29 protein-coding genes and 1 riboswitch are annotated in these 25,293 nt (G+C 33.7%); of the genes, 25 read left to right on the top strand and 4 right to left on the bottom strand.

Annotated features, from left to right (window positions below; translation table 11 throughout):
- Positions 1-128 precede the first annotated feature (128 nt).
- The 7 genes from rodA to M663_RS0102715 all read left to right on the top strand — a co-directional run bounded on the left by rodA (position 129) and on the right by M663_RS0102715 (position 7,242).
- The gene (gene rodA / locus M663_RS0102745; protein ID WP_029687850.1) at positions 129-1,226 is read left to right on the top strand and encodes a rod shape-determining protein RodA; all 1,098 of its coding nucleotides are present in this window, start codon (positions 129-131) and stop codon (positions 1,224-1,226) included.
- Between the two features lie 11 nt (positions 1,227-1,237).
- Entirely contained in the window at positions 1,238-1,633 is a 396-nt protein-coding gene (mgsA, locus tag M663_RS0102740) for a methylglyoxal synthase (RefSeq protein WP_029687849.1), read from the top strand.
- A gap of 63 nt (positions 1,634-1,696) precedes the next feature.
- On the top strand, positions 1,697-2,446 hold the full coding sequence (locus tag M663_RS0102735; RefSeq protein WP_003870966.1) for a M23 family metallopeptidase: 750 nt from the start codon (positions 1,697-1,699) through the stop codon (positions 2,444-2,446).
- Positions 2,443-3,297 carry a M50 family metallopeptidase gene (locus M663_RS0102730; protein ID WP_004401658.1) on the top strand — a complete coding sequence of 285 codons (855 nt, stop codon included), beginning with the start codon at positions 2,443-2,445 and terminating at the stop codon, positions 3,295-3,297. The genes M663_RS0102735 and M663_RS0102730 overlap by 4 nt, the downstream gene beginning before the upstream one ends.
- A 16-nt stretch (positions 3,298-3,313) precedes the next feature.
- Entirely contained in the window at positions 3,314-5,167 is a 1,854-nt protein-coding gene (locus M663_RS0102725; RefSeq protein WP_029687847.1) for a TIGR03960 family B12-binding radical SAM protein, read from the top strand.
- Positions 5,148-5,801, top strand: coding sequence for a TIGR03936 family radical SAM-associated protein (locus M663_RS0102720; RefSeq protein WP_003866915.1), 654 nt, complete (start codon positions 5,148-5,150; stop codon positions 5,799-5,801). Before M663_RS0102725 ends, M663_RS0102720 begins: the two co-directional genes overlap by 20 nt.
- Before the next feature lie 7 nt (positions 5,802-5,808).
- A complete protein-coding gene (locus M663_RS0102715) occupies positions 5,809-7,242 on the top strand; it encodes an Rne/Rng family ribonuclease (protein WP_029687846.1) in 1,434 nt (477 codons plus the stop codon).
- A gap of 50 nt (positions 7,243-7,292) precedes the next feature.
- On the opposite strand, the gene queF is transcribed toward M663_RS0102715, so the two are convergent.
- Both queF and M663_RS0102705 read right to left on the bottom strand, forming a co-directional pair.
- Positions 7,293-7,694 carry a preQ(1) synthase gene (gene queF / locus M663_RS0102710; protein WP_003871514.1) on the bottom strand — a complete coding sequence of 134 codons (402 nt, stop codon included), beginning with the start codon at positions 7,692-7,694 and terminating at the stop codon, positions 7,293-7,295.
- Complete coding sequence (locus tag M663_RS0102705; protein ID WP_003871515.1) at positions 7,684-8,166, bottom strand: QueT transporter family protein; 483 nt, start codon at positions 8,164-8,166, stop codon at positions 7,684-7,686. The genes queF and M663_RS0102705 overlap by 11 nt, the downstream gene beginning before the upstream one ends.
- Before the next feature lie 262 nt (positions 8,167-8,428).
- Here M663_RS0102705 and M663_RS0102700 point away from each other — a divergent pair, with 262 nt between their 5' ends.
- The 14 genes from M663_RS0102700 to asnB all read left to right on the top strand — a co-directional run bounded on the left by M663_RS0102700 (position 8,429) and on the right by asnB (position 19,757).
- Positions 8,429-8,800: a LapA family protein gene (locus M663_RS0102700; protein ID WP_003871516.1), complete on the top strand. Its 372-nt coding sequence runs from the start codon at positions 8,429-8,431 to the stop codon at positions 8,798-8,800.
- 119 nt (positions 8,801-8,919) lie between these two features.
- Positions 8,920-9,234 carry a 50S ribosomal protein L21 gene (gene rplU, locus M663_RS0102695; protein ID WP_003871517.1) on the top strand — a complete coding sequence of 105 codons (315 nt, stop codon included), beginning with the start codon at positions 8,920-8,922 and terminating at the stop codon, positions 9,232-9,234.
- A 3-nt stretch (positions 9,235-9,237) separates the two neighbouring features.
- The gene (locus M663_RS0102690) at positions 9,238-9,576 is read left to right on the top strand and encodes a ribosomal-processing cysteine protease Prp (RefSeq protein WP_003871518.1); all 339 of its coding nucleotides are present in this window, start codon (positions 9,238-9,240) and stop codon (positions 9,574-9,576) included.
- Positions 9,564-9,860, top strand: a complete 297-nt coding sequence (rpmA, locus tag M663_RS0102685) for a 50S ribosomal protein L27 (protein ID WP_180367018.1) — start codon at positions 9,564-9,566, stop codon at positions 9,858-9,860. Before M663_RS0102690 ends, rpmA begins: the two co-directional genes overlap by 13 nt.
- A gap of 53 nt (positions 9,861-9,913) precedes the next feature.
- Positions 9,914-10,129, top strand: a complete 216-nt coding sequence (locus M663_RS0102680; protein WP_028986104.1) for a Spo0B domain-containing protein — start codon at positions 9,914-9,916, stop codon at positions 10,127-10,129.
- A 44-nt stretch (positions 10,130-10,173) separates the two neighbouring features.
- Positions 10,174-11,445 carry a GTPase ObgE gene (obgE, locus tag M663_RS0102675; protein WP_029687845.1) on the top strand — a complete coding sequence of 424 codons (1,272 nt, stop codon included), beginning with the start codon at positions 10,174-10,176 and terminating at the stop codon, positions 11,443-11,445.
- A gap of 122 nt (positions 11,446-11,567) precedes the next feature.
- The gene (gene nadD, locus M663_RS0102670) at positions 11,568-12,203 is read left to right on the top strand and encodes a nicotinate-nucleotide adenylyltransferase (protein WP_004405282.1); all 636 of its coding nucleotides are present in this window, start codon (positions 11,568-11,570) and stop codon (positions 12,201-12,203) included.
- Positions 12,193-12,777, top strand: a complete 585-nt coding sequence (gene yqeK / locus M663_RS0102665) for a bis(5'-nucleosyl)-tetraphosphatase (symmetrical) YqeK (protein ID WP_004405281.1) — start codon at positions 12,193-12,195, stop codon at positions 12,775-12,777. The genes nadD and yqeK overlap by 11 nt, the downstream gene beginning before the upstream one ends.
- Positions 12,774-13,961 carry an LCP family protein gene (locus M663_RS0102660; protein WP_004405279.1) on the top strand — a complete coding sequence of 396 codons (1,188 nt, stop codon included), beginning with the start codon at positions 12,774-12,776 and terminating at the stop codon, positions 13,959-13,961. The genes yqeK and M663_RS0102660 overlap by 4 nt, the downstream gene beginning before the upstream one ends.
- A gap of 16 nt (positions 13,962-13,977) precedes the next feature.
- Positions 13,978-14,331 (top strand): ribosome silencing factor, encoded by a 354-nt coding sequence (gene rsfS / locus M663_RS0102655; RefSeq protein ID WP_003869548.1) that lies wholly within the window; start codon positions 13,978-13,980, stop codon positions 14,329-14,331.
- Between the two features lie 137 nt (positions 14,332-14,468).
- Positions 14,469-15,119, top strand: coding sequence for a PAS domain-containing protein (locus M663_RS0102650; RefSeq protein ID WP_003868110.1), 651 nt, complete (start codon positions 14,469-14,471; stop codon positions 15,117-15,119).
- A 62-nt stretch (positions 15,120-15,181) separates the two neighbouring features.
- Positions 15,182-15,313, top strand: a riboswitch (cyclic di-AMP (ydaO/yuaA leader).
- A gap of 101 nt (positions 15,314-15,414) precedes the next feature.
- A complete protein-coding gene (locus M663_RS0102645; RefSeq protein ID WP_003869546.1) occupies positions 15,415-16,515 on the top strand; it encodes an NAD/NADP-dependent octopine/nopaline dehydrogenase family protein in 1,101 nt (366 codons plus the stop codon).
- Positions 16,512-18,164, top strand: coding sequence for a cobalamin-dependent protein (locus tag M663_RS0102640; protein WP_029687844.1), 1,653 nt, complete (start codon positions 16,512-16,514; stop codon positions 18,162-18,164). The genes M663_RS0102645 and M663_RS0102640 overlap by 4 nt, the downstream gene beginning before the upstream one ends.
- An 81-nt stretch (positions 18,165-18,245) precedes the next feature.
- The gene (asnB, locus tag M663_RS0102635) at positions 18,246-19,757 is read left to right on the top strand and encodes an asparagine synthase B (RefSeq protein WP_012269432.1); all 1,512 of its coding nucleotides are present in this window, start codon (positions 18,246-18,248) and stop codon (positions 19,755-19,757) included.
- A 28-nt stretch (positions 19,758-19,785) separates the two neighbouring features.
- On the opposite strand, the gene M663_RS0102630 is transcribed toward asnB, so the two are convergent.
- Positions 19,786-21,051 (bottom strand): D-alanyl-D-alanine carboxypeptidase family protein, encoded by a 1,266-nt coding sequence (locus tag M663_RS0102630; RefSeq protein ID WP_003869543.1) that lies wholly within the window; start codon positions 21,049-21,051, stop codon positions 19,786-19,788.
- Positions 21,052-21,169: 118 nt separating this feature from the next.
- Between M663_RS0102630 and M663_RS0102625 the strand changes: the two genes are divergently transcribed.
- Positions 21,170-21,775: a helix-hairpin-helix domain-containing protein gene (locus M663_RS0102625; protein WP_004405274.1), complete on the top strand. Its 606-nt coding sequence runs from the start codon at positions 21,170-21,172 to the stop codon at positions 21,773-21,775.
- Between the two features lie 56 nt (positions 21,776-21,831).
- Positions 21,832-22,890, top strand: coding sequence for a hypothetical protein (locus M663_RS0102620; RefSeq protein ID WP_003868103.1), 1,059 nt, complete (start codon positions 21,832-21,834; stop codon positions 22,888-22,890).
- A 4-nt stretch (positions 22,891-22,894) separates the two neighbouring features.
- On the opposite strand, the gene M663_RS0102615 is transcribed toward M663_RS0102620, so the two are convergent.
- Complete coding sequence (locus M663_RS0102615) at positions 22,895-23,368, bottom strand: phosphatidylglycerophosphatase A (protein ID WP_004405273.1); 474 nt, start codon at positions 23,366-23,368, stop codon at positions 22,895-22,897.
- 129 nt (positions 23,369-23,497) lie between these two features.
- Here M663_RS0102615 and gltX point away from each other — a divergent pair, with 129 nt between their 5' ends.
- A complete protein-coding gene (gene gltX, locus M663_RS0102610) occupies positions 23,498-24,937 on the top strand; it encodes a glutamate--tRNA ligase (protein WP_029687843.1) in 1,440 nt (479 codons plus the stop codon).
- Positions 24,938-25,065: 128 nt separating this feature from the next.
- On the top strand, positions 25,066-25,227 hold the full coding sequence (locus M663_RS15100) for a hypothetical protein (protein ID WP_019907572.1): 162 nt from the start codon (positions 25,066-25,068) through the stop codon (positions 25,225-25,227).
- Positions 25,228-25,293 lie beyond the last annotated feature (66 nt).

Genomic DNA, 25,293 nt, shown 5'->3' with positions numbered 1-25,293 from the left:
ATCTCCTTTGAATATTTTTTAACTTTGTCAACAAACTGTAACTGGCCGTGGGCCAGTTTTTTTATATAGTGAAAATCTCCTTTATATGGTATAATACAAATTGGATTGCTGAAAAAGAGGGGATTAAAGTGTTTGATAAAAAACTTTTAAAAAACTTTGACTGGGGATTGTTAATTGTTGTACTTTTAATATGTGTGTATAGTGTTATTGTCGTGACAAGCGCCTCCCACACACTTCAAACAGGCTCTTACAAAAAAGTTATCATCCAAACTATAGCAATTTTAGTGGGACTTATTTCTATCCTCCTAATATGTCTTTTTGATTATAATATTCTTGCTAAGTTTTCTACTTTTATATATATTCTCAACCTTTTTGGTCTTGTGCTGGTTCTAGCAATAGGAAAGATAAGTAATGGTGCACAAAGCTGGATAAGTTTAGGGCCTGTGGATATTCAACCTTCTGAATTTTCTAAGTTGGCATTAGTGCTAACTTTGGCGAATATGTTTAGCAAGGCGGAAGAAATAAAGACCTTTAAAGAACTTTTGTGGCCAATGGTTTATGTAGGAATTCCTTTTGTTGCAGTGATGTTGCAGCCAGATTTAGGGACAGGGCTTGTATTTATTGCAATTTTTTTAGCCATAGTATATATCTCGGGGATAAGGACAAAGGTATTGGCACAGCTTTTTGCTTTAGGAATTGCCCTGCTGCCTATTGGGTACAAACTATTAAAACCTTACCAGAGAAATAGACTTTTATCCTTTTTAAATCCGGAACTGGACCCAATGGGAACAGGTTATCATGTGATTCAGTCTAAAATTGCTATCGGTTCAGGAATGTTTTGGGGGAAGGGGCTTTTTCACGGCAGCCAAACTCAGCTCTATTATCTTCCCGAAGCATGGACAGACTTTATTTTTTCTGTTGTAGGGGAAGAATTAGGGTTTGTAGGGGCATCTATACTGATAGTTCTCTATGCCATTATGCTGTATAAAGCTTGGAAGATTGCTTATAATGCTAAGGATAAATATGGAATGCTCGTGGCCGTAGGAATTATTGCTATGTTTACATTTCATATCTTTGAAAATATAGGGATGACTATTGGGATAATGCCAATCACAGGTATTCCTCTTCCCTTTATGAGCTATGGGGGAAGTGCAATGGTAGCAGACATGATGGCAATAGGACTTTTAGAAAATATAAGCATGAGAAGGCAAAAGATAAACTTTTAGGGGGAATTTCTATGAATATAGCTTTGATAGCCCATGACCAAAAAAAAGAACTTATGGTGAATTTCGCAATTGCCTATAAGCATATCTTTGAAAAATGCAATATATACGCAACAGGCCATACAGGACAACTTATCAAGGAGGCGACAGGTCTAAATGTAAATTGCCTTTTACCCGGCCCTCTTGGTGGAGACCAACAGATTGGTGCAATGATTGCTGAAAATAAGATTGATTTGGTGATTTTTTTAAGAGACCCACTTACGGCTCAACCCCATGAACCAGATATTTTGGCTCTGCTTAGAGTTTGTGATGTGCATTCTATTCCATTGGCGACTAATATCGCTACTGCAGAAGTTTTATTGAAGGGAATGGAGCAAGGACTTTTAGAGTGGAGAGAAATAGTAGAATAAAAATAATTTATCATAATAATGCCTCCTTCAAAATAAAATGTAACATAGAAGGAGGCATATATCATGAAATACCAACGAATTCCTTATTATTCTCCCAAAAAATTTAGCACTTACAAAAAGTATGCAGAGCTATTTGAAAATCAATTAATTATTTCATTAGTTTTATTAGGAATGATTTTGCTTTTTAAAGCAGTTGACGTGCCTATAGCTAACTCTTTTATAAATGCTACTAAAAGTGCGCTAAGTTATGATATGAATTACGAAAACACAAAGAAAGGGTTAAAATTAGTTCAAAGTAAGATTCCTTGGCTTAAAGAAAGTGTGATAAAAGTTTTTTCTCCCACTGAAGAAAAAACTTCAGAAAATAAAACTTCTTCTGATGTTTCTCAGGCTTCTATCAAAATGATTGCACCTGTTACTGGAAAGGTAACCTCTGGCTTTGGAATGAGGGTTGATCCTATTACAAACCAATTGACAAATCACACTGGTATTGATATAGATGCTCCTATTGGAACAGAAGTGAAGGCAGCATTAGATGGGGTAGTAATGTTAGTGGAGGAGCAAAACCAGGATTTTGGAAAAGTCATAGTTTTAAGGCATGCTAATGATGTAAGGACCGTCTATGCTCATTTATCAGAAATTTTAGTGAAAGAAAAAGACCAAGTAAAACAAGGGGATATAATTGGAAAGACAGGCGATACTGGGAAAGTCACTGCTCCTCACTTGCATTTTGAAGTTTGGGAAAATGGCAAGCCAGTAGACCCCTTGACAAAGGTTGTTATAGGGGATGCTGCCAGTGAAGGCGCAAAATGAAATTTAGAGGGATTGAAGTAAAAATACATTTTTCTACTTTTGCATTTGCATTACTTTTAATTGCAACGGGATTTATAAAAGAATTAATTGCTATTTTTGCTACAGTTTTCGTTCACGAATGTGGACACATTTATATTGCCAAGAAACTAAAAGTAGAGGTGCTACAAGTCAATATCTATCCTTTTGGAGGAATTGCTCTTTTGGACAGCATAGTGTTTATAAGACCAGACTTAGAAGTGTTAGTTGCACTGGCAGGACCTATGTCCAATATTTTTTTTGCTTTTTTTGGAGAATTCATTTCACAAGTTTTACAAATAGACATGGATTATTTTATAAAAGCTAGTATTGCAATGGCTTTTTTTAATCTACTGCCAGGGCTTCCTTTGGATGGAGGACGGGTTTTAAAAAGTGTTTTGTCATATTTTATTAGCCTAAGAAGTGCTATTGCGACTGCTGTTTTTTCTTCCTATGCTATTTCTCTCGTTATGTTATATCTTCTTCTAAAAGGCATATTCAATTGGAAGCTAAATGTTGTTTATGCTTTTTTATCGGTGTTATTAGTAGTCGCGGCAAATAAAGAGAAAAAGGCATCAGCTTTTTTGCAAATGAGAGATCTTTTTAGGAAAAAAGCAGAGTTCTACAAAAAAGGATTGATGGGGGTACATCATATAGCAGTATTAGAAAAGGAGACAATTGCAAATGTTATAAAAAGTTTTATACCTGCTAAATACCATGTTATAATAATATTAGACGACAAATTTAGGGAAAAATATAGAATAACCGAGACTCAGCTTTTTGAATATGCGGTAGAACATGGATTGTATTTACCAATTGGTGAGATTATAAAATGACTATGGAGGAAGGAAGATGAATAACTTAAAGGATAAAATAGATGCTTTGCTTATGAAAGTAAGCAAACCTACAAGATACACAGGAGGAGAATTAAATTCTTCTATAAAAAATCCGGAGGAAGTCAAAGTAAGGTTTGCTTTTGCTTTTCCGGATGTATATGAAGTGGGAATGTCTCATTTGGGGCTTCGAATTTTATACCATCTTTTAAACAAAAGAGAAGACGTATATTGTGAAAGGGTTTTTGCGCCATGGTTGGATATGGAAAAACTCATGAGGGAAAATGACATTCCTCTTTTTAGTTTAGAGACAAAAACCCCATTAGATAAATTTGACTTTATAGGTTTTACTCTCCAGTATGAGTTAAGTTATACAAATGTAATAAATATGCTTAACTTAGCGGGTATTCCTATCCTATCAAGAGATAGGAAAGGGTTACCTTTTGTCATTGCTGGTGGACCCTGTGCTTATAACCCTGCTCCTTTATCTGACGTTATTGACTTTTTTGTAATGGGAGAAGGAGAAGAGGTCATAAATGAAATTATTGACGCTTATATAGATTGGAAGAAAAGAGGAGGAGAAAGAGAAGAATTTTTACAAATTGTTTCTCAAATCAAAGGAGTATATGTTCCTAAGTACTATATAGAAGTATACAATCAAGATGGAACAATAAAAGAGATAAGGACTATTAAAAAAGGAGTGCCCGAAAAGGTAAAGAAAAGAATAGTTAAAGATTTTGAAAATGTGTATCATCCTGAGGAGCAAATTGTTCCTTTTATGGACATAGTTCACGATAGAATAATGTTAGAAATCTTTAGAGGTTGTACACGAGGATGCAGATTTTGTCAAGCTGGCATGATATATAGGCCAGTGAGGGAAAAATCAAAGGAAAAAATTTTAGATTTAGCGGACAAGCTTATAAAATCTACAGGGTATGAGGAAATATCTTTAACTTCTTTAAGTACTTGTGATTATTCTCAAATTGAAGACTTAGTCAAAAAACTGATTGAGAAATATAAGGATAAAGGAGTTGGAGTTTCTATACCCTCTACACGAGTAGACGCTGTATCTATAAATTTGTTAAAAGAAATACAAAAAGTTAGAAAAACAGGTCTTACTTTAGCACCAGAAGCTGGTACACAAAGACTTAGAGACGTAATTAATAAAGGGATTACAGAGGAAGATATTTTAGAGGCGACAAAAGAGGCTTTTTCTGCAGGATGGACAAATGTCAAACTTTATTTTATGATTGGTCTTCCTACAGAGATGATGGAGGATGTAGAGGGAATAGTGGATTTGGCTTATAAAATAGTGGATAATTACAAAGAAGTAAAAGGGAATGTGAAGAATTTAAAAGTCACTATAAGCACTTCTACTTTTGTGCCTAAACCTTTTACACCTTTTCAGTGGACAGCTCAAGACAGCATTAAAGATATAATGGAAAAGCAAGACTTGCTAAAAAAGAAACTTAAGAGTAAAGTGTTAAAGTACAATTGGCACAATCCTTATATGAGTTTTTTAGAGGCTGTTATTTCAAGAGGAGATAGAAAAGTAGGAAAAGCTATAATAAAAGCCTGGGAAAAAGGATGCAAATTTGACGGATGGGAAGAATATTTTAATTATGACAAATGGGAAAAGGCTTTTAAGGAAGCAGGTGTAAATCCTCATTTTTATGCTAACAGAGAAAGAAGTTTAGAAGAAGTATTTCCATGGGATGTAATAGACGTTGGGGTAGATAAAAGATATTTGATTAGAGAATATAAAAAATCTCAAGAAGGAAGAATTACACCTGACTGCAGGCTCTATTGTACAGGTTGTGGAGTAAAGGATTTTGATGAGGGGGTAGTGTGTTTTGAAGCGCCTCAGAAATAAGTATATAAAAGATGAAAGAGTCAAATTTATTTCCCATTTAGACCTTTTGCGAGTATTTCAAAGGGCTTTGAGAAGAGCCGATATAAAAGTCGCTTTTTCACAAGGATTTAATCCCCATCCTAAAATTTCTTTTGGGCCTGCTCTTATAGTAGGTGCGACGACAGAGGGGGATTATATGGATATAGATTTGGAAGAAGATATTTCTCCTGAAGAATTCAGAAAAAAGATGAACAAAGTGTTACCACCTGGTATTGAAATTGTGGAAAGCTATGAGGTAGAATTAAATGATGCGCTTTCTACAAAAATAAAAGGAGCAGAGTATATTTTGCAAGTCAATGTTAAAAAAAGTATTAAATATATTCAAAATAAAATAGAAGAATTTATGAGAAAAGATATAATTGAAATAGAAAAAGAGAGTAAAAGTGGCAGAAAAATGGTAAATATAAGACCTTGTGTTTTGGAATTAAAGGTAATTGAAGAGGCAGAAGATTATTTGAAATTTTATATAAAATTAAAATTAGGAGAGGGAGCTCCTAATCCTTTACATTTATTAAAGGCTTTAAACGACTATTTAGGAAATTTATTTGATATAGACTCTTATAAACTTCACAGAAAAAATATGATTTTAGAATAAGTACGGGGTGAAAATTTTGAAAAGACTTATATTGGATATTGATGAAAATTTGAGCCAAATTGCTTTATTAGAAAATGGGAAGCTAAAGGAGTACCATCCAGAGAAAAGAGATGGAAAAAATATTTTGGGAAATATTTATAAAGGTAAGATTCAAAATGTTTTAAAAGGTATGCAGGCAGCCTTTGTAGATATTGGAATTGGCAAGAACGCTTTTTTATTTTTTGACGATGTGCTTTTTCAACAAGAAAATTTACCCAAAAGCATTACACAAGTTTTAAAACCAGGCCAACCAATAATGGTTCAAGTATCAAAAGAGGCAGTAGGCATGAAAAATCCCAGAGTCACTGCTAATATTTCTTTGCCGGGGAAATATGTAGTTTTAATGCCTAATGTCGACTACGTCGGAATTTCCCATAGGATTGAGGAAGAAGGGGAAAGGAAAAGGCTTCAGGAAATTGTGAAAGAATTAAAACCTGATGGTATGGGGATAATTGTCAGAACAGCTGCATTAGAGGCGACAGAACAGCAAATGCGGGAGGATTTAGACGAATTAATTCGCTTGTATGAGAAAATACAAAAAGATTTTCAAAATGCTCCCCTTCCTTCTTTGATATACAAAGAAGAGGATTTTGCAATTAAGTATTTGAGGGATTTGCTTTCTGATGAGGTAGATGAAATTGTGGTAAACGACAAAGAAGAGTATGAGAACATAAAAAGATATTTAAAAAATGTAGGAAAGGAAAATATTTCAGTTACTTATGAAGAAGGAGACTTAATGGGGATTTATGGAGCAGATTTTCAAGTTGAGAAATTGTTAGAAAAAAAGGTATGGTTAAAAAGTGGAGGTTTTGTAATAATAGACCAAACAGAAGCTCTTACTGTAATTGATGTAAACACAGGAAAGTACGTAGGAAAATCTTCTTTAGAGGAGACAATATACAAGACCAATCTTGAAGCAGCAGAAGAAATTGCCCTGCAGCTTAAGTTAAGAGATATTGGTGGAATAATTATTATTGACTTTATAGACATGAAAAATGAAAATTTTAGAAAGGATTTGCTGGAGTTTTTCAAAAAAGAACTCCAAAAAGACAGGACAAAATGCACTGTATTAGGGTATACTCAATTAGGGCTTGTCGAGATGACAAGAAAAAGAGTGAGGTCGCAAGTAGGCTCATACCTTAAAGAAAAATGTCCTATATGTGAAGGGGAAGGGATGGTTTATTCAACTGAGTACATCTACAAAAGATTAAGGAATAATATAGAGAGAGTGTTGCGACATATAAAAGTGCGAAAAATCTACATAAAAGGGAATGATAAAGTTGTTAAAATCGCGGCAGAAAAGGAAATTGTAAAATTTTACAAAGAGAAATTTAATGTAGATCTCGAAGTTGTTGTTGACAATAACAAAAAATATGGCCATTTTGAGATAGAATTTGAATAAAGAATCAATATGAAAAAGCTGCCCAAGGAAATTTTTGGGCAGCTTTATATCTACTTTTCTTTTTCATATTTTGCCACAATTCTCGTGGCTATTCCACCTCTTTCTTGAAACTCACCTATTACTTCCATAAATTTTGGCTGTAGAAGTTCAACTAAGTCATCTAAAATTCTATTTATAGCATGTTCTTGCAGTATACCTACATTTCTATAGGAGGTGAGATAATACTTTAAAGATTTAAGTTCTACTAATTTTTTAGAAGGTATATATCTTATAGTAAGTTTTGCATTGTCAGGTAATCCTGTCCAAGGGCAAACAGAAGAAAATTCATTAGTGATATATTCCACAATAGTATTTTTTTCAGGGTATTCATATTCAATCGATTCTAAAACTTCTTTGTCAATCTTCTCATAACCGTAAGTGTCAAATCTTCTCTCTTTATATTTATCTGTCAAATTTCACAACTCCTTTCTTTTCAATTGTAAAAAGCAAAAAATATCCCGTTACCAAAAGTACAGTTTCAGCCAATCCTACGCTTAAGAAAGTTGGAATAAATGGTATATTGGCAGAGATATTTAAAGTGATTCCAACAGATGCTGCAATCCAAAGAGCTACGAATACAGCACCTACCAATTTGTGAGTAGCTCTTCCAATGTAGTATCCAATTGTACAACCGATTAAGTTTGAAAGAGGCATAAAAATTAGCTCCATTGTGCCAGCAAATGGGCTAAACAAATTTGCAAAAAAATTTCCTATCATCATGGAAATGGCATATTTTTTATTGAATACTACAATGGATTTTGTAATTTCCCCTACGCGAAACTGAAGGGGTAAAAATGAAATAGAAGAAAATATAACTGTGAGTACAAAATAAATTGCCGCAACCAGAGCAATTTCTGCTAGATCTTTTATTCTTTTTTTGGACACAAAATTACCTCCTTTGTTTTGTTAACTGGGGTTACTGCGACCCAGGTGAGCATTTTGCTCACTATAATCAATTTTAACACAACTACTGGAGTAGTTTCAACATAAAAACTTTTTCTATCAATTAAATGATAAAAGTAAACAATGATGTTTTTGTCATTATCGAAAAATTTATAATTTCTATTGACAATAATAATTTGTATAATTTATCATAAAGGTAGAAAGGTGTTAATGAGTGTTACTGAAGATGGGGGAGGTGAATTTTGTGAAGGGGCAATATTATACAATATTAGCTTTGATATTCGCAATTATAGTAGCGATTTTTGCTATTTCTAATGCTGGACCTGTGGATATAAGTTTTTTGTATTGGCATTATTCAATTTCTCAAGCTTTAGTAATTTTATTGTCAGCAGCTATTGGAGCTATAATTGTGGGGACAATAGGTTTGTTTGGACAAATTCGCTATAGCGTAACGATACGAGGACTTAACAATAGGATAAAAGAGTTGGAAAAAGAAAAGGAAGAATTGAATCAAAAGGTTATAGAATTGCAAAACTATAAATTAGCGGAAGAAAAAACAAAAGAACAAAGCGATGGCAAGGAAGAGGAGGAAGAAAAAGGAACACAAACTCTTTAGTCGATTTTTAATTGACAAGTGATATTTTATTATGTTAAAATATCACTTGCGGCCGCTCGGGACGGGTTTTTAAATTTTTACCTTGTTTCCCGGCGAGACTGGATGGAGGAGGTGCAAAGATGTACGCAATAATCGAAACTGGCGGAAAACAGTATATGGTTCGTGAAGGAGATGTTCTTGCAGTAGAAAAGTTAAATTATCCAGAAGGAGAAGTTATTTCTTTTGACAAAGTTTTGGCTGTGTCAAAAGAGGACGGTAATGTAGAGTTTGGCAAACCCTATTTAGAAAATGTTAAGGTTAATGCCAAGGTTTTAGAGCATGGGAAAGGACCAAAAATAAGAGTTTTTAAGTATAAGCCAAAGAAAAATTATAGAAGAAGACAAGGACATCGTCAACCTTACACAAAAGTACAGATTGAAAAAATAATTCAGTAAGCCATGATTAGAGTAGAAATATTGAGAGATCCAAAAGGGGATATTTATAAATTTAATATAAAAGGACATGCAGGTTTCGATGAGTACGGAAAGGACATCATATGTGCAGCTGTTTCTGCTATATCTCAGACAGCGGTGCTGGGAATAGAGGCGTTAAAAACTGTTAAAATAAAGAAAAAAATAGAAAGTGGCGATTTGCAGATTGACATTATTGATAAAGGTTTGGCAGAAGATGATATACGATTAAAAGCTATTCTGGAGACTATGGTTTTAGGCCTTAAAGATATTGAAGCGGATTATCCTGAATATGTAAGGGTTATGGATAGGAGGTGCAAAAAATGAAACTCCAACTTTTTGCTCATAAAAAGGGTGTTGGAAGTTCCAGAAACGGTCGTGATAGTGAATCTAAGCGTTTGGGAGTAAAAAGGGCAGATGGCCAATTTGTATTAGCTGGTAATATCCTTGTAAGACAAAGAGGAACTAAAATACATCCAGGTGTAAATGTAGGAAAAGGAAAAGACGATACACTTTTTGCATTAATTGATGGATATGTTACTTTTGAAAGAAAAGGCCGCGACAAAAAACAAGTAAGTGTTTATCCAGAAAGGAAAGTTGCGCAGAATTAAATCCTGGTTTATACCAGGATTTTTTCATAAATAATAAAGAAAGTGGTGAAAAAATGGTGTCAGATGTGGAGTTATTGGTAGACTACATCAAACGAAGCAGACATGAACTTTTAAATGATTTACAAGTGGTATTAGGGTATGCTCAACTGGGGAAATTAGATAAAGTGATTGAATCTCTTCACATTGCAATTGACCACCTTAATAGAGAAAGAGATATTTTTAATTCCGAGAATGCAGAAGAGATTATAAAAAATATCTTAGAGGGGTAAAAAATTTTGAAAAGTATATACTATAAAGGAAGGCAGGTGAAAGAATGTTTATAGACACGGCAAGGATATACATAAAAGCTGGAGACGGTGGAAATGGAATTATATCTTTTAGAAGGGAAAAATACGTTGCTTATGGTGGGCCGGACGGTGGCGACGGAGGAAAAGGTGGAGATGTAATATTTGTAGCAGATCCTAATTTGTCTACTTTGTTAGATTTTAAATACAGAAAAAAGTACATTGCGCAAAACGGAGAAAATGGTAGAGGTAAAAATCAATATGGCAAAAACGGAGAAGATTTGTACATAAAAGTTCCTGTAGGAACCTTGATAATTAACGATGAAACAGGAGAAATCATAGCTGACCTTGTAAAACCTAATCAAAAGGCTATTGTTTTACGGGGAGGTAAGGGAGGAAGAGGGAATACTAAATTTGCTACTTCTACTTTGAAGACTCCTCGTTTTGCTGAAAGCGGTGAAAAAGGCAAAGAAATGTGGGTACGATTGGAGTTGAAGCTTCTTGCTGATGTGGGATTAATAGGATTCCCAAATGCAGGTAAATCTACTCTTTTAGCCAGTTGCACAAGAGCAAAGCCTAAAATTGCCAATTATCCTTTTACTACCCTGACACCCAATTTAGGAGTTGTAGAGTATAAAGGGAAATCTTTTGTAATGGCAGATATTCCAGGTTTAATTGAAGGAGCTCACAGAGGCGAAGGATTAGGTCATGACTTTTTGAGGCACATTGAAAGGACAAAAATGTTGATACACGTTGTGGATGTATCTGGAAATGAGGGACGAGACCCTGTAGAAGATTTTGAGAAGATAAATGAAGAGCTTAAACTCTACAGTGAAAGATTACTTACTTTGCCTCAAATTGTTGCTGCAAATAAAATTGATTTACAAAGTGGTAGAGAAAATTACCCTGATTTTGAAAAAGAAATTAAAAAAAGAGGTTATGATGTATATCCTATATCTGCTTTGACAAAAGAGGGTATTGACAAACTTTTGGACAAGACTATAGAAATTCTTTCTTCTATTCCGGTTGAGGAGATAAAGGAAGTACCAGAAGTTATTGCTTATACACCTCCTGAAGAGGAAGAAACTCTCAATATAGAAGTAAAAGATAATACCTATTATCTTAGCGGTACAAAAATTGACAAACTTTTAAAAAGAGTAAATTTACAAGATGAGCATTCTTTAAGGTACTTTGAAATGCTTCTTAGAAAGAGCGGGGTAATAGATGCTCTTAAGGAAAAGGGATTTAAAAGTGGCGATACAATAAATGTGAGAGATTTTGAATTTGAATACTATGAATAAAAGTGGAATTTGATTCCACTTTTTTATTTACTTTAATGAGGGCTCATGGTAAGCTTGTGCAATTTACCTCTTTTGATGTATAATGTATAATATAAAAGAAATATGAATTGGGGGATAGTAACTTGGAAAGGGAGCTTAGACTTGGGATAATGGGAGGCACTTTTGACCCTATTCATTATGGCCATTTAGTTACTGCTGAAGCGGTAAGGTCTGAATTTAAATTGGACAAAGTGGTTTTTGTTCCAGCAGGTAACCCGCCTCATAAAGTAAAGCGAAAGGTGACAGATAAAAAACATCGTTATTTAATGACTATACTTGCTACAATAACTAATCCTTTTTTTGAGGTATCGACGATTGAAATTGACAGAGAAGGGTATACTTATACTATTGATACTATCAAAGAGTTTAAAAAAATTTATGGGGAAAGTACGCAACTTTATTTTATAACAGGAGCAGATGCTGTTTTAGAAATTTTGACTTGGAAAAGCGCGGATGAGCTTCTGAAAATGTGTAATTTTGTTGCTGCAACTAGGCCAGGAGTTGAAGGTAGTAAAATAGATGAAGAATTAAAAAAAATTAGAAAACTTTATGGAAATGTCATTTACAAAGTGACTGTTCCCTCTTTGGCTATCTCCTCAACTGATATAAGGGAAAGAGTAGCAGGGGGACGACCTATAAAGTATTTGTTGCCGGAGTCTGTTGAAAGATATATTCAAAAATACGGTTTATACAAAGAGGATGACGAAAATGGGGTATGACATAGAATTTTTTAAAAAGAGATTAAAAGAGTTATTAGATGAAAAAAGATTTAAACACTCTATTGGAGTAATGGAAACCGCAATGCATCTTGCAATAAAATATGGAGCTGATGTCGAAAAGGCACAAGTAGCAGGATTATTGCATGATTGCGCTAAAAGCTATTCTGATGATGACCTTTTAAAACTTGCTAAAAAATATAGAATTGAGCTAGATGAGATTTTAATTCATGCGCCTTTTCTTTTACACGGTCCTATAGGTGCACATTTGGTAGAAGAAATTTTTGGAATAAAAGATCAAGAAATAAAAAGGGCAATTGCTCTTCATACTACTGGTGATGTCAATATGAGCCTTTTGGATGAAGTAGTATTTCTTGCGGATTATATAGAGCCTAATAGAGATTTTAAAGGAGTAGAGGAATTAAGGCGATTAGCTGAGGAAAATTTAGACCTTGCTTTGTTAAAGTCTTTTGATAGTACAATTTGTTATGTTTTAGAGAGGGGACTACTTCTTTATGAGAAAACAGTAAAAGCTCGAAATCATATTCTTTTGAAACTTGGGAGTGGAGGTAAATGAAAAAATTTATAAAGATTGTATCAATGTTATTGTTGCTGAGTTTATTATCTGTAGGAGTAGGAGGATATATCTATTTAAAGTCTTTGAACCCCTTAGATGTTTCTTTGATGAATAAAAATAGTGAAAACAAAAATTCAGAGGCAATTCAGAAAATAAATATATTGGTTTTGGGAGTTGATGAAACATCGCCAACAGATCCAAGGCGTTCTGATACTATGATATTATTATCTTATAATCCTAAAACTAACAAAGCTTATATTTTATCTATTCCCAGAGATACAATGATTAAACTTGACAAATATGGGACACAAAAGATAAATGCTGCCTATCCCATAGGTGGACCTCAACTGGCGATGGATATGGTGTCACAGCTTATTGGAGAGCCTGTTGATTATTATGTAAAGATTGGATATGAAGGTTTTAAACAATTAGTAGACGATTTAGGCGGAGTAGAGATGAACGTACCGATGGACATGAATTATGATGACAATGCAGGGAATCTTCATATTCATTTAAAAAAAGGTGTTCAACTTTTGGATGGAGAGAAGGCTTTACAGTTGGTGAGATTTAGACATGGGTATGCAGAACAGGATTTAGAAAGGGTCAAAGTCCAAAGGGAATTTTTATTAGCGATGTTTCAAAAAGCTAAAGACCCTAGTACTTTGTTAAAAATTCATCGTATATTAAAAACCATAAATCAATACGTAGAAACAAACATACCACCTACTACTATGTTAAAGTATGCAGATTATCTTTTAAAACTTGACAAAGACAATATAAAAACAGCTACTGTGCCTGGTACTCCTCAGTACATTGATGGGGTTGCTTATTATATCACAGATCCACAAAAAGTATTACAATTTATGGATAATTTAAATGATGAAAGAGATGATACTGCTATCGCAGCTAATAAAAAAGACATAAAAATAGAAGTTTTAAATGGCGGTGGTATACCAGGAGCTGCTACAAAGACTGCTGATTTGTTAAAACAACAAGGGTATGATGTAGTGAAGATAGGAAATGTAATAGGTACCACTTACAACACTACTCAGATAATCAATAGGACTGATGATAAAAAAATAGTAGAGGATCTGAAGAAAATTTTAAAAAATGCTATTGTAGTGGAAGATACGAATGGAGACAGTAATGTTGATATAACTATAATTTTAGGGAAAAACATATAAAATGGAGGGTGATTTAGTGATAGACGGAAAAGATAAGGTGTCTAAAATTTATAAAGTTTTAGAAGACAAAAAAGCTTATGATATAAAGATCTTGTATATAGGAGATTTAACGATTGTCGCAGATTATTTTGTTATTGCCACTGGCAGTTCGGATACTCACGTCAAAGCATTGACAGACGAAATTGAAAAAAAACTTATGGAAGACGGCGTTTTTGTTGATCATATTGAGGGTTACAATTGGGGCAAATGGATTTTGATGGATTATGGAGATGTAATAGTTCACATATTTCAACAACCCGAAAGGGAATTTTATAATTTAGAAAGATTGTGGGCAGATGCAAAGGAAATAGTGCTTGACAACCGCATTTAAGGTATGTATAATAACGTTAATAAATTTTTTTATTAACGTCTTATCTCTTTGTGCAGATGGATTTTTATAGCCTATCAGTAATTTTTCATCACCTCATTGCATATATTTAAATTGTATGATTAGGGGGATTCAAGCCGATGAAGACGCATCCTATCTTGAAAAGCATAATCCCAGTACTAGAAGGTATAGCTAATACATTTGGCAAAAATTGCGAAGTGGCGTTGCATGACTTTTCTTCTCCACAAAATTCGATTATCGCAATTGTAAACGGGCATGTGACAGGAAGAGATGTAGGGAGCCCTTTGCCTGAAACTATATCGAAAGTATTGAAATCTGATAACGTTGAAAATTTAATAAACTATAAAAACAAAGGGAAAGATGGGAAAATTTTGAAGTCATCTGCTCTTTTTATAAAAGACGAAAATGGTAAGCCTGTTGGATGCCTTACCATCAATATTGATATCTCAGAATTTATAATGGTAAAAAATACTTTATCAGAGTTTTGCGATGTGGCGGATACCAACGAAGAGGCTCGAGAGGCTTATACAGGTAGTGTTAGCGATGTACTAGAAAGTATAGTAAACACAACATTGGAAAATTACGGAAAACCTGTTAATTTCATGTCAAAAGAAGAGAAGGTACAAGTGGTAAAGATGTTGGATGAAAAAGGGACTTTTTTGATAAGGGGCGCTGTGGATTACGTAGCAAAAATACTCTGTGTTTCCAGATATACTATATATAACTATTTGGATGAAATAAGGGTAGGAGAGGAGTTTGGGAAATATTAGTATGTTTTCCTTTACAACTTTTTGATTTTATGATATAATAAAAATAAATTGAAAATTGAATAAAATGCTAAACGCTGAATTCGTAAAGAAGCGGGGGAACCACTTTGGGGGTGAATCCATCTTTTGATAAGATGGTAGGGTTATCTTTCGACCCGAACCCGTCAGCTAACCTCGTAAGCGTTGAAAGAGGAGGATGATAGCAATGGTGTCTTTTTATGTCTTTTCAGACACCCAAGGCTGAAGCTATAGATTTTCCTCTATAGCTTTTTCATTTCTTTAAAAGGGGGTAGTAAAAATGAAACAACTCTCTTTTGCAGTAATTGGAGCTGGGAATGGGGGTCAAGCGATAGCGGGGCATCTCGCTTTAAAAGGCTATAAAGTTAATTTGTACAATAGAACCTATCAAAAATTACTTCCTATTATAGAAAAAGGTGGAATTGAATTAGAAGGAGAAGTAGAAGGGTTTGGCAAGTTAAATGTGATAACTGATGACATGGAGAAAGCTATTAAAGATGTTGATATAGTTTTAGTTGTAGTTCCTGCTTCTGCCCATTATAAAATTGCCGAAGACATGCTGCCATATCTTAGGGATGGTCAAATAATTGTATTAAACCCTGGGAGAACTGGTGGTGCTTTAGAGTTTCATAATGTTACAAGAAAAAGAGAAGATTTAGATGTAGTTATTGCAGAAACAGATACTTTTATATACGCCTGCAGGTCTTCCATGGGAAGAGCTAAAATATACAAAATAAAAGAAGTAGTGTCTGTTGCTGCAATACCTAAAGAAAAAACAGAAATAGTGGTGGAAACACTTAATACTGCATTTTCTCAGTTTATTCCGGCGCAAAATGTTCTTGAAACGAGTCTTAACAATTTTGGAGCTGTTTTTCATCCCACCCCTACTCTTTTGAATGCAGCGAGAATAGAAACTACTAAAGGGAATTTTGAATATTATCGGGAAGGCATTTCTCCTTCTGTTGCAAAGATATTGGAAAAAATAGATAATGAGAGAATGATGGTGGCAAAAGCTCTGGGCGTAAATACTATTTCCGCTAAAAGATGGCTAAAAGAAAGTTATAATGCGGAAGGAGAAAATCTATATGAGGCAATTCAAAATACAAAAGCTTATGTTGGTTTATTAGCTCCTCAAACATTAGATTGTCGTTATATATTTGAAGATGTTCCTATGAGTTTAGTGCCTATGTCTTCTATAGGGAAAGAAATAGGCATTAAGACCCCCACTATTGATGCTGTTATACATCTTGCTTCAGTTATGCACGGAAAAGATTATTGGAAAGTTGGAAGAACGGCTGAAAAGCTTGGCATACAAGGTATGACAGTTGAAGAAATTATAGAATTGGTTGAAGGGAAAAGAAAGGAGGTAACGATAGCATGAAAAAGTTAATTGTAGCGGCAGCGATAGGTAATTGCGTCCATGTAGCAGGTGTGTATAACTTTTTGAGATTTGCAGAACAGCAAGGTTATGAGACTGTATTTTTAGGTCCTGCAGTTCCTATTAAAAAATTGATTGAAGCTGTTAAAGAACATAAGCCGGAGATTGTAGGAGTAAGCTTTAGACTAACTCCTTCAGCTCTTGAAAAACTTTTAGAAGAACTCAAGAGGGAAATAGAAGTAAATAATTTGCAACATATAAAATGGGTATTTGGAGGGACAGAGCCTACTGCAGAAGTAGCTCGTAAATCAGGAATATTTGCAGCAGTTTTTGATGGTAAAAATGGCGATGAAGCTACAATTAATTTCTTAAGAGGAGGAAGTTCAAACCATAGACAAAGAGTTTTTGCTGATACATTAATTGGAAGAATAAAGGACAAATTCCCTTATCCTATAATAAGGCATCACTTTGGGCTTCCTTCATTGGAGGACACTATAGAAGGAGTTAAGAAGATAGCAGAAGCAGAAGTTTTAGATGTAATTTCTATAGCACCAGACCAAAATGCTCAAGAGCACTTCTTTGATAAGAAATATGACAAATCTTTGGACGGAGCAGGCGGTGTTCCTATAAGAAAGAAAGAAGACTTAATAAGAATATATGAGGCTTCAAGAAGAGGTAACTATCCTCTTCTCAGATGTTACAGTGGTACAAATGATGTTTTCAAGATGGCAGAGATGCTTCTAGAGACTATCCATAACGCTTGGGCAGCGATTCCCCTTTGCTGGTATAATGTATTGGACGGCAGAGGACCAAGGGATGTAAATACTTCCATAAGAGAAAATCAGCAGCTTATGAAATGGCACGCTGAAAAAGGAGTACCTGTAGAAGTAAACGAAGCACATCATTGGAGCTTGAGAGATGCTCACGACGTAATTGGAGTAACAATGGCTTATCTTGCAGCATATAATGCCAAAAAGATGGGAGTAAGAGACTATGTAGCTCAGTTTATGTTTAATGTACCTGCTTCTATTTCACCAAAAATGGATTTGGCAAAGATGTTAGCTAAGATAGAATTGATAGGAGAATTACAAGATGAAAATTTCAGAGTTATAAGGCAGGCAAGGGCTGGACTTGCAAGTTTCCCTTCCGACCTTTTAGAAGCTAAAGGACAATTGGCTTCCAGTGCCTATCTCTCCATGGCTATAAAGCCTCATATCTATCATGTGGTAGGCTACTGTGAAGCTCATCATGCTGCAACGCCAGAAGATATAATTGAAAGCGTTAAAATAGTAAAAGCCGTGATAAAAAACTCTATGTTTGGAATGCCTGATTTGACTCAGGATAAAGAAGTAATTCAAAGAAAAGAACAGTTAAAGAAAGAGACAAGGATTTTATTGGAAGCGATAAAGAACTTGGCACCTCACAGTCCTGATCCACTTTCTGATCCAGACGTATTAGCATTGGCGATAAAGATTGGTCTATTAGATGCACCACATCTCAAGGGTAACAAGTATGCAAAAGGAGAATTGCAGACCAAAGTAATAGATGGTGCATGTTATGCTTATGACTATGAGAAGCATAGAATAATACCTGAAGAAGAAAGGGTAGAAAAGATTTTACGTGAATATGAAAGATTAGTTATAACAGTATAAAATTTAGGAACGTAAGATCTATTCTTACGTTCCTTATTCAATTTTCTTTAAATATATATGAAGGGGAGGAATGATAATCAAATGTGTGGATTGGCAGGAATTATAGGAACTGGTGATAAGAGCAAAGTACAAAGGATGCTTGATAAAATACGACATCGTGGCCCGGATGAGTCAGGTATTTTTGCAGATGAAAATATTACATTAGGCCATAATAGGTTGACGATAATTGACCTTTATCATGGACGCCAACCTATAAAAAACGAAGATGGCAGGTATTGGCTTATTTATAATGGAGAAATTTACAATTACCAATTATTGCGTAAAGAGTTAAAAAACCATATTTTTTCCACAGATACTGATAGCGAAGTAATAATTCATTTGTATGAAGAACTAGGTAAAAATTGTGTTAACTATATTGATGGAATGTTTGCTTTAGTTATTTATGACTCTAAAAAAAAGACCATATTTATTGCTCGCGATCCGTTAGGAATAAAGCCATTGTATTATGGTAAAACAAAAGAAGGTTATTTTGCCTTTGCTTCGGAGATTAAAGCACTTCAGGAAGTAACTGATGATATAAATGAATTTCCTAATGGATATATTTATACAACTGAAAACGGATTTGAGAGATATTATTCAATTCCACAGGATCCGATGCATTTTGCAGATGTTGATAATATTATTAATGGATTAAGGCTTAGATTAGAGGATTCAGTAAGAAAAAGGTTGATTGCTGATGTGCCTGTTGGAGTATTTTTAAGTGGCGGATTGGATAGCAGCCTTATAGCAGCAATAGCAGCAAAATACAAAAATCCCCTTCACTCATTTGCAGTAGGTGTCGAAGGAAGTAATGACTTAAAGAATGCAAGAGTTGTTGCTGATTATGTAGGTACGATTCACCATGAATTTATTTATACAGAGGAGGACATAAAAAAAGTTTTACCCAAAGTTATATATCATCTTGAATCCTGTGATCCAGCCTTAGTCAGAAGTGCTGTTGCAACATATTTTGTATCAAAACTTGCAAGCAATTACGTAAAAGTTATTCTTTCGGGAGAAGGTGCTGATGAGTTATTTAGTGGATACCATTACCTCAAAAATTATACAAATCCTTGGAAATTACAATCTGAATTAAAATATATAACTCGAAATTTGCATAATACAAATCTTCAAAGAGTTGACAGAATGACAATGGCACATTCCATTGAGGGACGTGTACCGTTTTTAGATATAGAAGTGTTACGGTACGCATTTAAAATAACACCGTCATTTAAAATTAACGGCCGAGAAAAAACCGAAAAGTGGATACTTAGAAAGCTTGCAGAAAATTATTTACCAGAATCAATTGTATGGAGAAGAAAAGAAAAATTTGCAATAGGAACTGGTACATCTGAAATATTAAATAAAATAGCCGAATCAGAAATTAGTGATGCAGAGTATATAAAAAATAGATTCCTACCTAACGGTTTTGAAATAAAGTCTAAAGAAGAGTTGTATTATTTTAAAATTTTAAAAAGATTTTTTAATGTTGATTCTTTTATAAAGGACATGGGAAGAAGTAGAAGTCTCAATGACAACCAAATATATGCATAAAAAGAGGGCATTCTGCCCTCTTTTTAAATCAATATTTTGAGAAGATATATTTTTTTCTATTTCTAATTTTCCGTCTTCTCCAAAGGATAAAAGCTATTCCTAAAATTGTTGTTCCAGTAATGAATCTTACAGGGTTAGTATACATTGTATTTTTTACCCCAGAAGATTGTACATCCATATAATAATTTCCCCAAAAGTTTTTATAAACAGATTCGGTTGCAATAAGAGGATTTGTGCCTATTTCCTTTTCATTTAAAGTGTATTTAATGTATCCTAATGTATCTCCTTTATTTATTGGCGCGTTTATGTTTTTGTTTAGTATTATTTGAGTTTCTATAGAATTTTCTTGCCCTTTAGGGACTTCATAGTAAAAGTCTTCTTTTGCAATAAGAGGAAGTTTAAAGTGAGATTTTCCCAAGTCGATATAAGTTACTACCTCACCTTTTTCTGTTTTTTTCACTAAAGTAAAGTTTTGAAATCCGTAGTCCAAAAGCTTTATAGTATCTGTCCAGATATTTGTTCCTTGGTCTCCCATTATGACGGATATAAGTCTGTGGCCGTCTCTTGTTGCAGAAGCTACTAAAACTTGACCTGCTGCAACCGTGTATCCTGTTTTTACTCCATCGGCGCCTTCATAGTGAAAACTTGAAGGTTTAATTAAGCGGTTGCTTAACCATAGATCTCTTACTTTATCAAACTTATTAGTAGGGGGAATTTGATAATGTATTGTAGTTACTATTTTTCTAAATTCAGGATTTTGCATTGCATACCTTGCTATTAATGCCATATCATAAGGGGTCGAATAATGATTTTCATCAGGAAGACCATTTGGATTTACAAAATGGCTATCATAAGCTCCAATTTCTTTAGCTTTTTCATTCATCATTTTAGCAAAGTTTTCTATGCTCCCACCAATGTGTTCAGCAATTGCTATTGCTGCATCATTGGCAGATTCTAACAAAAGCGCATAAAGTAATTGCTCTAACGTAAGTTGTTCACCAGGAGAAAGAAATATGGAATTTCCATCTATTTTTGTAACATTATCGCTTGCAGTTACAATATCGTTTAAGTTTCCCTTTTCTATAGCAATAATTGCAGTAAGAATTTTAGTTGTGCTTGCGGGGTACATTCTTTTGTGCATATTTTTGTCATACAATACTTGACCTGTTGTAAAATCCATTAAAACTGCAGTTGGGCCTACGATTTCGGGCGGTGGCGGTACGTTAGCGTATATAGGAGTTATTTGAGCTACTAAAATAAAGAGTGTAAGTAAACAAGCTATTATCTTTTTCATTGCCATGCCTCCAATTTATGCTCATACCTAAAGTATACCAAAAAAATGTGAAAAATAAAAAGGAATTTTTTAATTCATGTAGAAATAAATAAAGGAAGCTGTAAAAAGAGGTGTTAGTATGCCTTATTTTTCAAAAAAACAGCAATATGCTATAGTTGTTATATTATGCTTTATATTGGCATTTTCAGGATATGTAATTTACAAAAATTATAAATTAAAAAATGAATTTGTCGTCAATGCAAGCAATGAGAGTGTGCCAGTGGAAAGAATTGTAGAGAGTGAAGAGAACAAAGAAAAGCCTTTGGAAATAAAAGTATATGTAACAGGATTAGTAAAAAATCCAGGAGTCTACACTATGAAAGAAGGAGAAAGGATTATAGATGCTATAAATAAAGCAGGAGGACCTTTGGAAGAAGCAGACCTCACAAATATAAATCTCGCGCAAAAAGTTAAGGATGAACAAATGATAAGAGTTCCAAAAAAGGGTGAAACAAATAATATTTCTCCTAATAGTACAATACAGAAAAATGAAAAAATAAATATAAATACTGCGACTAAAGAAGAATTGCAAACTTTGCCTGGGATAGGACCTGTGACGGCTGAAAGGATAATCGAATTTAGAGAAAATAAAGGTTCTTTTAAAAAAATTGAAGACATAATGAATGTTCCGAGAATAGGTCCTAAAATGTTTGAACAGATAAAAGACAAGATTACTGTGGACTAGCTAATGTTAAATAGTTCCATGTAGAACAAAAAATGCTATATTAAATGAGGGGTTTTATGAAAAAGTTGATAGCTATTATAATTGGGAGTATATTTTTATTTAATTTTATACTAGTACCAGCGCAAAGTGATACTTCTTCGGATTTTGATAAGGCGAAGGAGGAGGAACAAAAACTTGTATTAGAGCTATTAAATCTTGAGGTAGAAAGGCTTAAAACCCAAAAGTCTTTGGAAGATTTAGCAATAGAGATTGAAAATTTAACTGTAGCTATTCAGGAAAAATCTAAAGAAATACAAATGGTAGATAAAGACATAGAAAAGGAAAAAGAAATAATAAAGACTTGGTTTAGGTTTTTGTATATGGATGGAACAAATGCTATATTATCACTTCTGCTTATGTCACAAAATTCCAGCGAATTATTGCATAGGCTTATTTACATAGACATTGTAACCAATTATTTTTACAATAAACTAGAAAATTTAAATAAGCTTGTAAACTATAAAAGAGAAGAGGAAAATAGATTAACCTCTCAAAGATTGCAGCTTATAGAAAAACAAAAAGAACAAATAGAATTGCTAAAAAAAATAGACGAATTAAGCTTAGCTAAAAGCCAAATGTTAGAAGAGATAAAAAAGAAAATTGCCAATTATCAAAAAATATTTGCAATGGCTGATAATTTGGACAAAATGTTTCCTTCTTTAGATTATTTATTAAGCCACCTTTCTCAATTTCCATGGGATACTTTGGAGTATAAAGATTTGAGTTTTTCCTTTTTTAGCGTATCAGCTTCTTTTACTGATGTTGATGTAACAAAGATGATACGCTCTTACAGTGACAAGTTAAAAGATGTAACAGTATCTTTTAGTAGAGAAAGTTTTGAAATAAAAGATGATGATTCATACACTTTAAAAGGCAATTTTGCGATAGAAGATAACAAAATTAAATTGTTAATAAATTCTCTAAATATAGGAGATATAAAAATTGGCGGTCAGTTGCTTCAAAAAATTCTTTATGGCTATGACACGACTATAACCATTAAAATTCCTGTTGAAGGATTTAAATTAAAAAAGGTGGAGGCAGAAAAAGGCTATGTAAAGTTTACTTTAGAAAAATAGTTTTTTATAAAACTTCTTTTTTAGAATGGGCAATTCTGGCACAAGCCGCGGCGATTATTGCAGCTACTAAGTCATCAATAAAAGTATTACACTTTTTTTCTTTATCTTCATTAAGTTTTCCTATTATGCCGGGTTTTACTTTATCAAGATATCCAAAATTAGTAAGACCTATAGAACCATAAACATTTGTTATACTAAGGGCTAAAATTTCATCAATACCATATAAGGGTTCATCTTTTTTTAAAATGGACAAAAGAGGTTCTTCTAACATGTCTTTTTCTGCTAATTTGTCTAAAGCGATTCCTGTCAAGATTGCATTTTGAACTTCCCTTTTCTCAAGTACATGATGTAAATTTTCTATACATTCCTCTATTGTTAAATCATCATAATACTTTTTTTGTAAGTCTAATACTAATACTGCCATATCTTCTAAAGTAACTCCTCTTTCTTCTAAAAGGTTTATAGCAATATCTTTCATTTTAACAGCTCCTTTTTTAAGTTTATAGTATGATTATATCACAAATTTTTGATGAAATACTTCTTTGTTGAAAAAACACTTCAATTAAAGTATAATCAAAATAGTTTAAACTTATGAAGAGGTGATAAGATGAGTGAAGTGAGAGTAAGATTTGCCCCAAGTCCTACAGGGAGTTTACATATAGGCGGTGCCAGAACTGCTCTCTTTAATTGGCTTTTTGCAAGGCACAATGGAGGAAAATTTATTTTAAGGGTGGACGATACTGACCTACAAAGGTCTACAGAAGAATCTATGAAAGGAATACTTGAAGGACTTAGATGGTTAGGTATTGATTGGGATGAAGGACCTATTTACCAATCGCAAAGGATAGAAGAATATAGAAAATTTGCAAATAAATTATTAGAGGAAGGAAAGGCTTACTACTGTTTTTGCACAAAAGAAGAGTTAGAGGAAATGAGAAAACAGGCAGAAAAAGAAGGTAAGCCTCCAATGTATACGGGAAAATGTAGAAATTTGACCAAAGAGCAAATAGAGGAGCATTTAAGGCAAGGGAGAAAACCCGTAATAAGGTTAAAAGTGCCTCAACAAGGGAAGACAGTAATTCACGACGTAATAAGAGGGGATGTAGAGTTTGATAATTCCACCTTTGATGACTTTATAATTATGAAATCAGACAATATGCCTACTTATAATTTTGCTACTGTGGTGGATGATTACCAAATGGGAATAACTCATGTTATACGGGCAGAGGAACATTTGTCAAATACTCCAAAGCAAATATTAATTTATGAGGCTTTAGGCGTAGAAATTCCTCAATTTGCCCATGTGTCTATGGTTTTAGCTCCTGATAGGAGTAAACTTAGTAAAAGACATGGAGCGACTTCTGTGCAGGAGTTTAGAGACCAGGGGTATCTTCCTGAAGCAATTGTAAATTATATAACCTTGCTGGGATGGATGCCAAAAGATGGGGAAGAAATTTTTGATGTGTCAAAAAGCATAAAAGAATTTACTTTAGAAAGGGTATCAAAAAATCCAGCTGTTTACGATGTACAAAAGCTGACTTGGATAAACGGCCATTACATAAGGAATTATGATCTAGATAAATTAACTGAAGCAGTTATCCCATTTCTGAAAGCTAAAAACTTAATTAAGGAGGATTTTGATTATGATTATATCAAAAAAATAGTAAGTGCAGTAAGAGAAAGGGAAAAAACTCTTGTGGATATAGCTGATGCCATGAGCTATTATTTTACAGAAGTTAACGAATATGAGGAAAAAGGAGTTAAAAAGTATTTTACTAAAGAAAAAGTTGTGGATATTCTAAAAAAAGCAGTAGTGACTTTAAAAGAAGTCGAGCCTTTTAATAAATTTACAACTGAGGAAGCGTATCGCAAACTTGTGGAGGAATTGCAAATATCCAGTGGTGAACTTTTCCATCCTACGAGATTAGCTATTTCGGGTAGAACTTTTGGACCAGGACTATTTGACATAATGGAACTTTTGGGAAAAGAAAGAACTATAGAGAGAATTGAAAAAGCCATAGATTTTATTGAAAAGATGAGGAAATAACAAAATATTGCCATAGTGTATAATTTTTACTACTATAGACAATAGTATTACCCTTATAAGGGTGATACTATTATTTTAACCCATGAAAGGGTGATACCATGTGTATACAGTGATAAGAGGCGACATAATTGCTTCAAGAGAACTGCTGGCAAAGGGGATTAAATTCCATCGCAAGATATAAAGAGTTAGATGATAAAAATTTTGCAGAATACTATTTAATAGGGACAATGAGTAGCATGCTTATAGCTATTTTTGGAGGTTTACTGATAAGAGCTATATTAAAAATATAAAAGGCATCCACAGATGCCTTTTTCTCAATGTGCGCCCGGCATGGGCGATAACTTGGCGGTGAAAGT

The organism is Thermoanaerobacter sp. A7A, from assembly GCF_000445185.1.
Lineage (GTDB): Bacteria > Bacillota > Thermoanaerobacteria > Thermoanaerobacterales > Thermoanaerobacteraceae > Thermoanaerobacter.
Note: the sequence above shows the minus strand (reverse complement) of the source record. Positions and strands in the feature narration are given on the sequence as shown.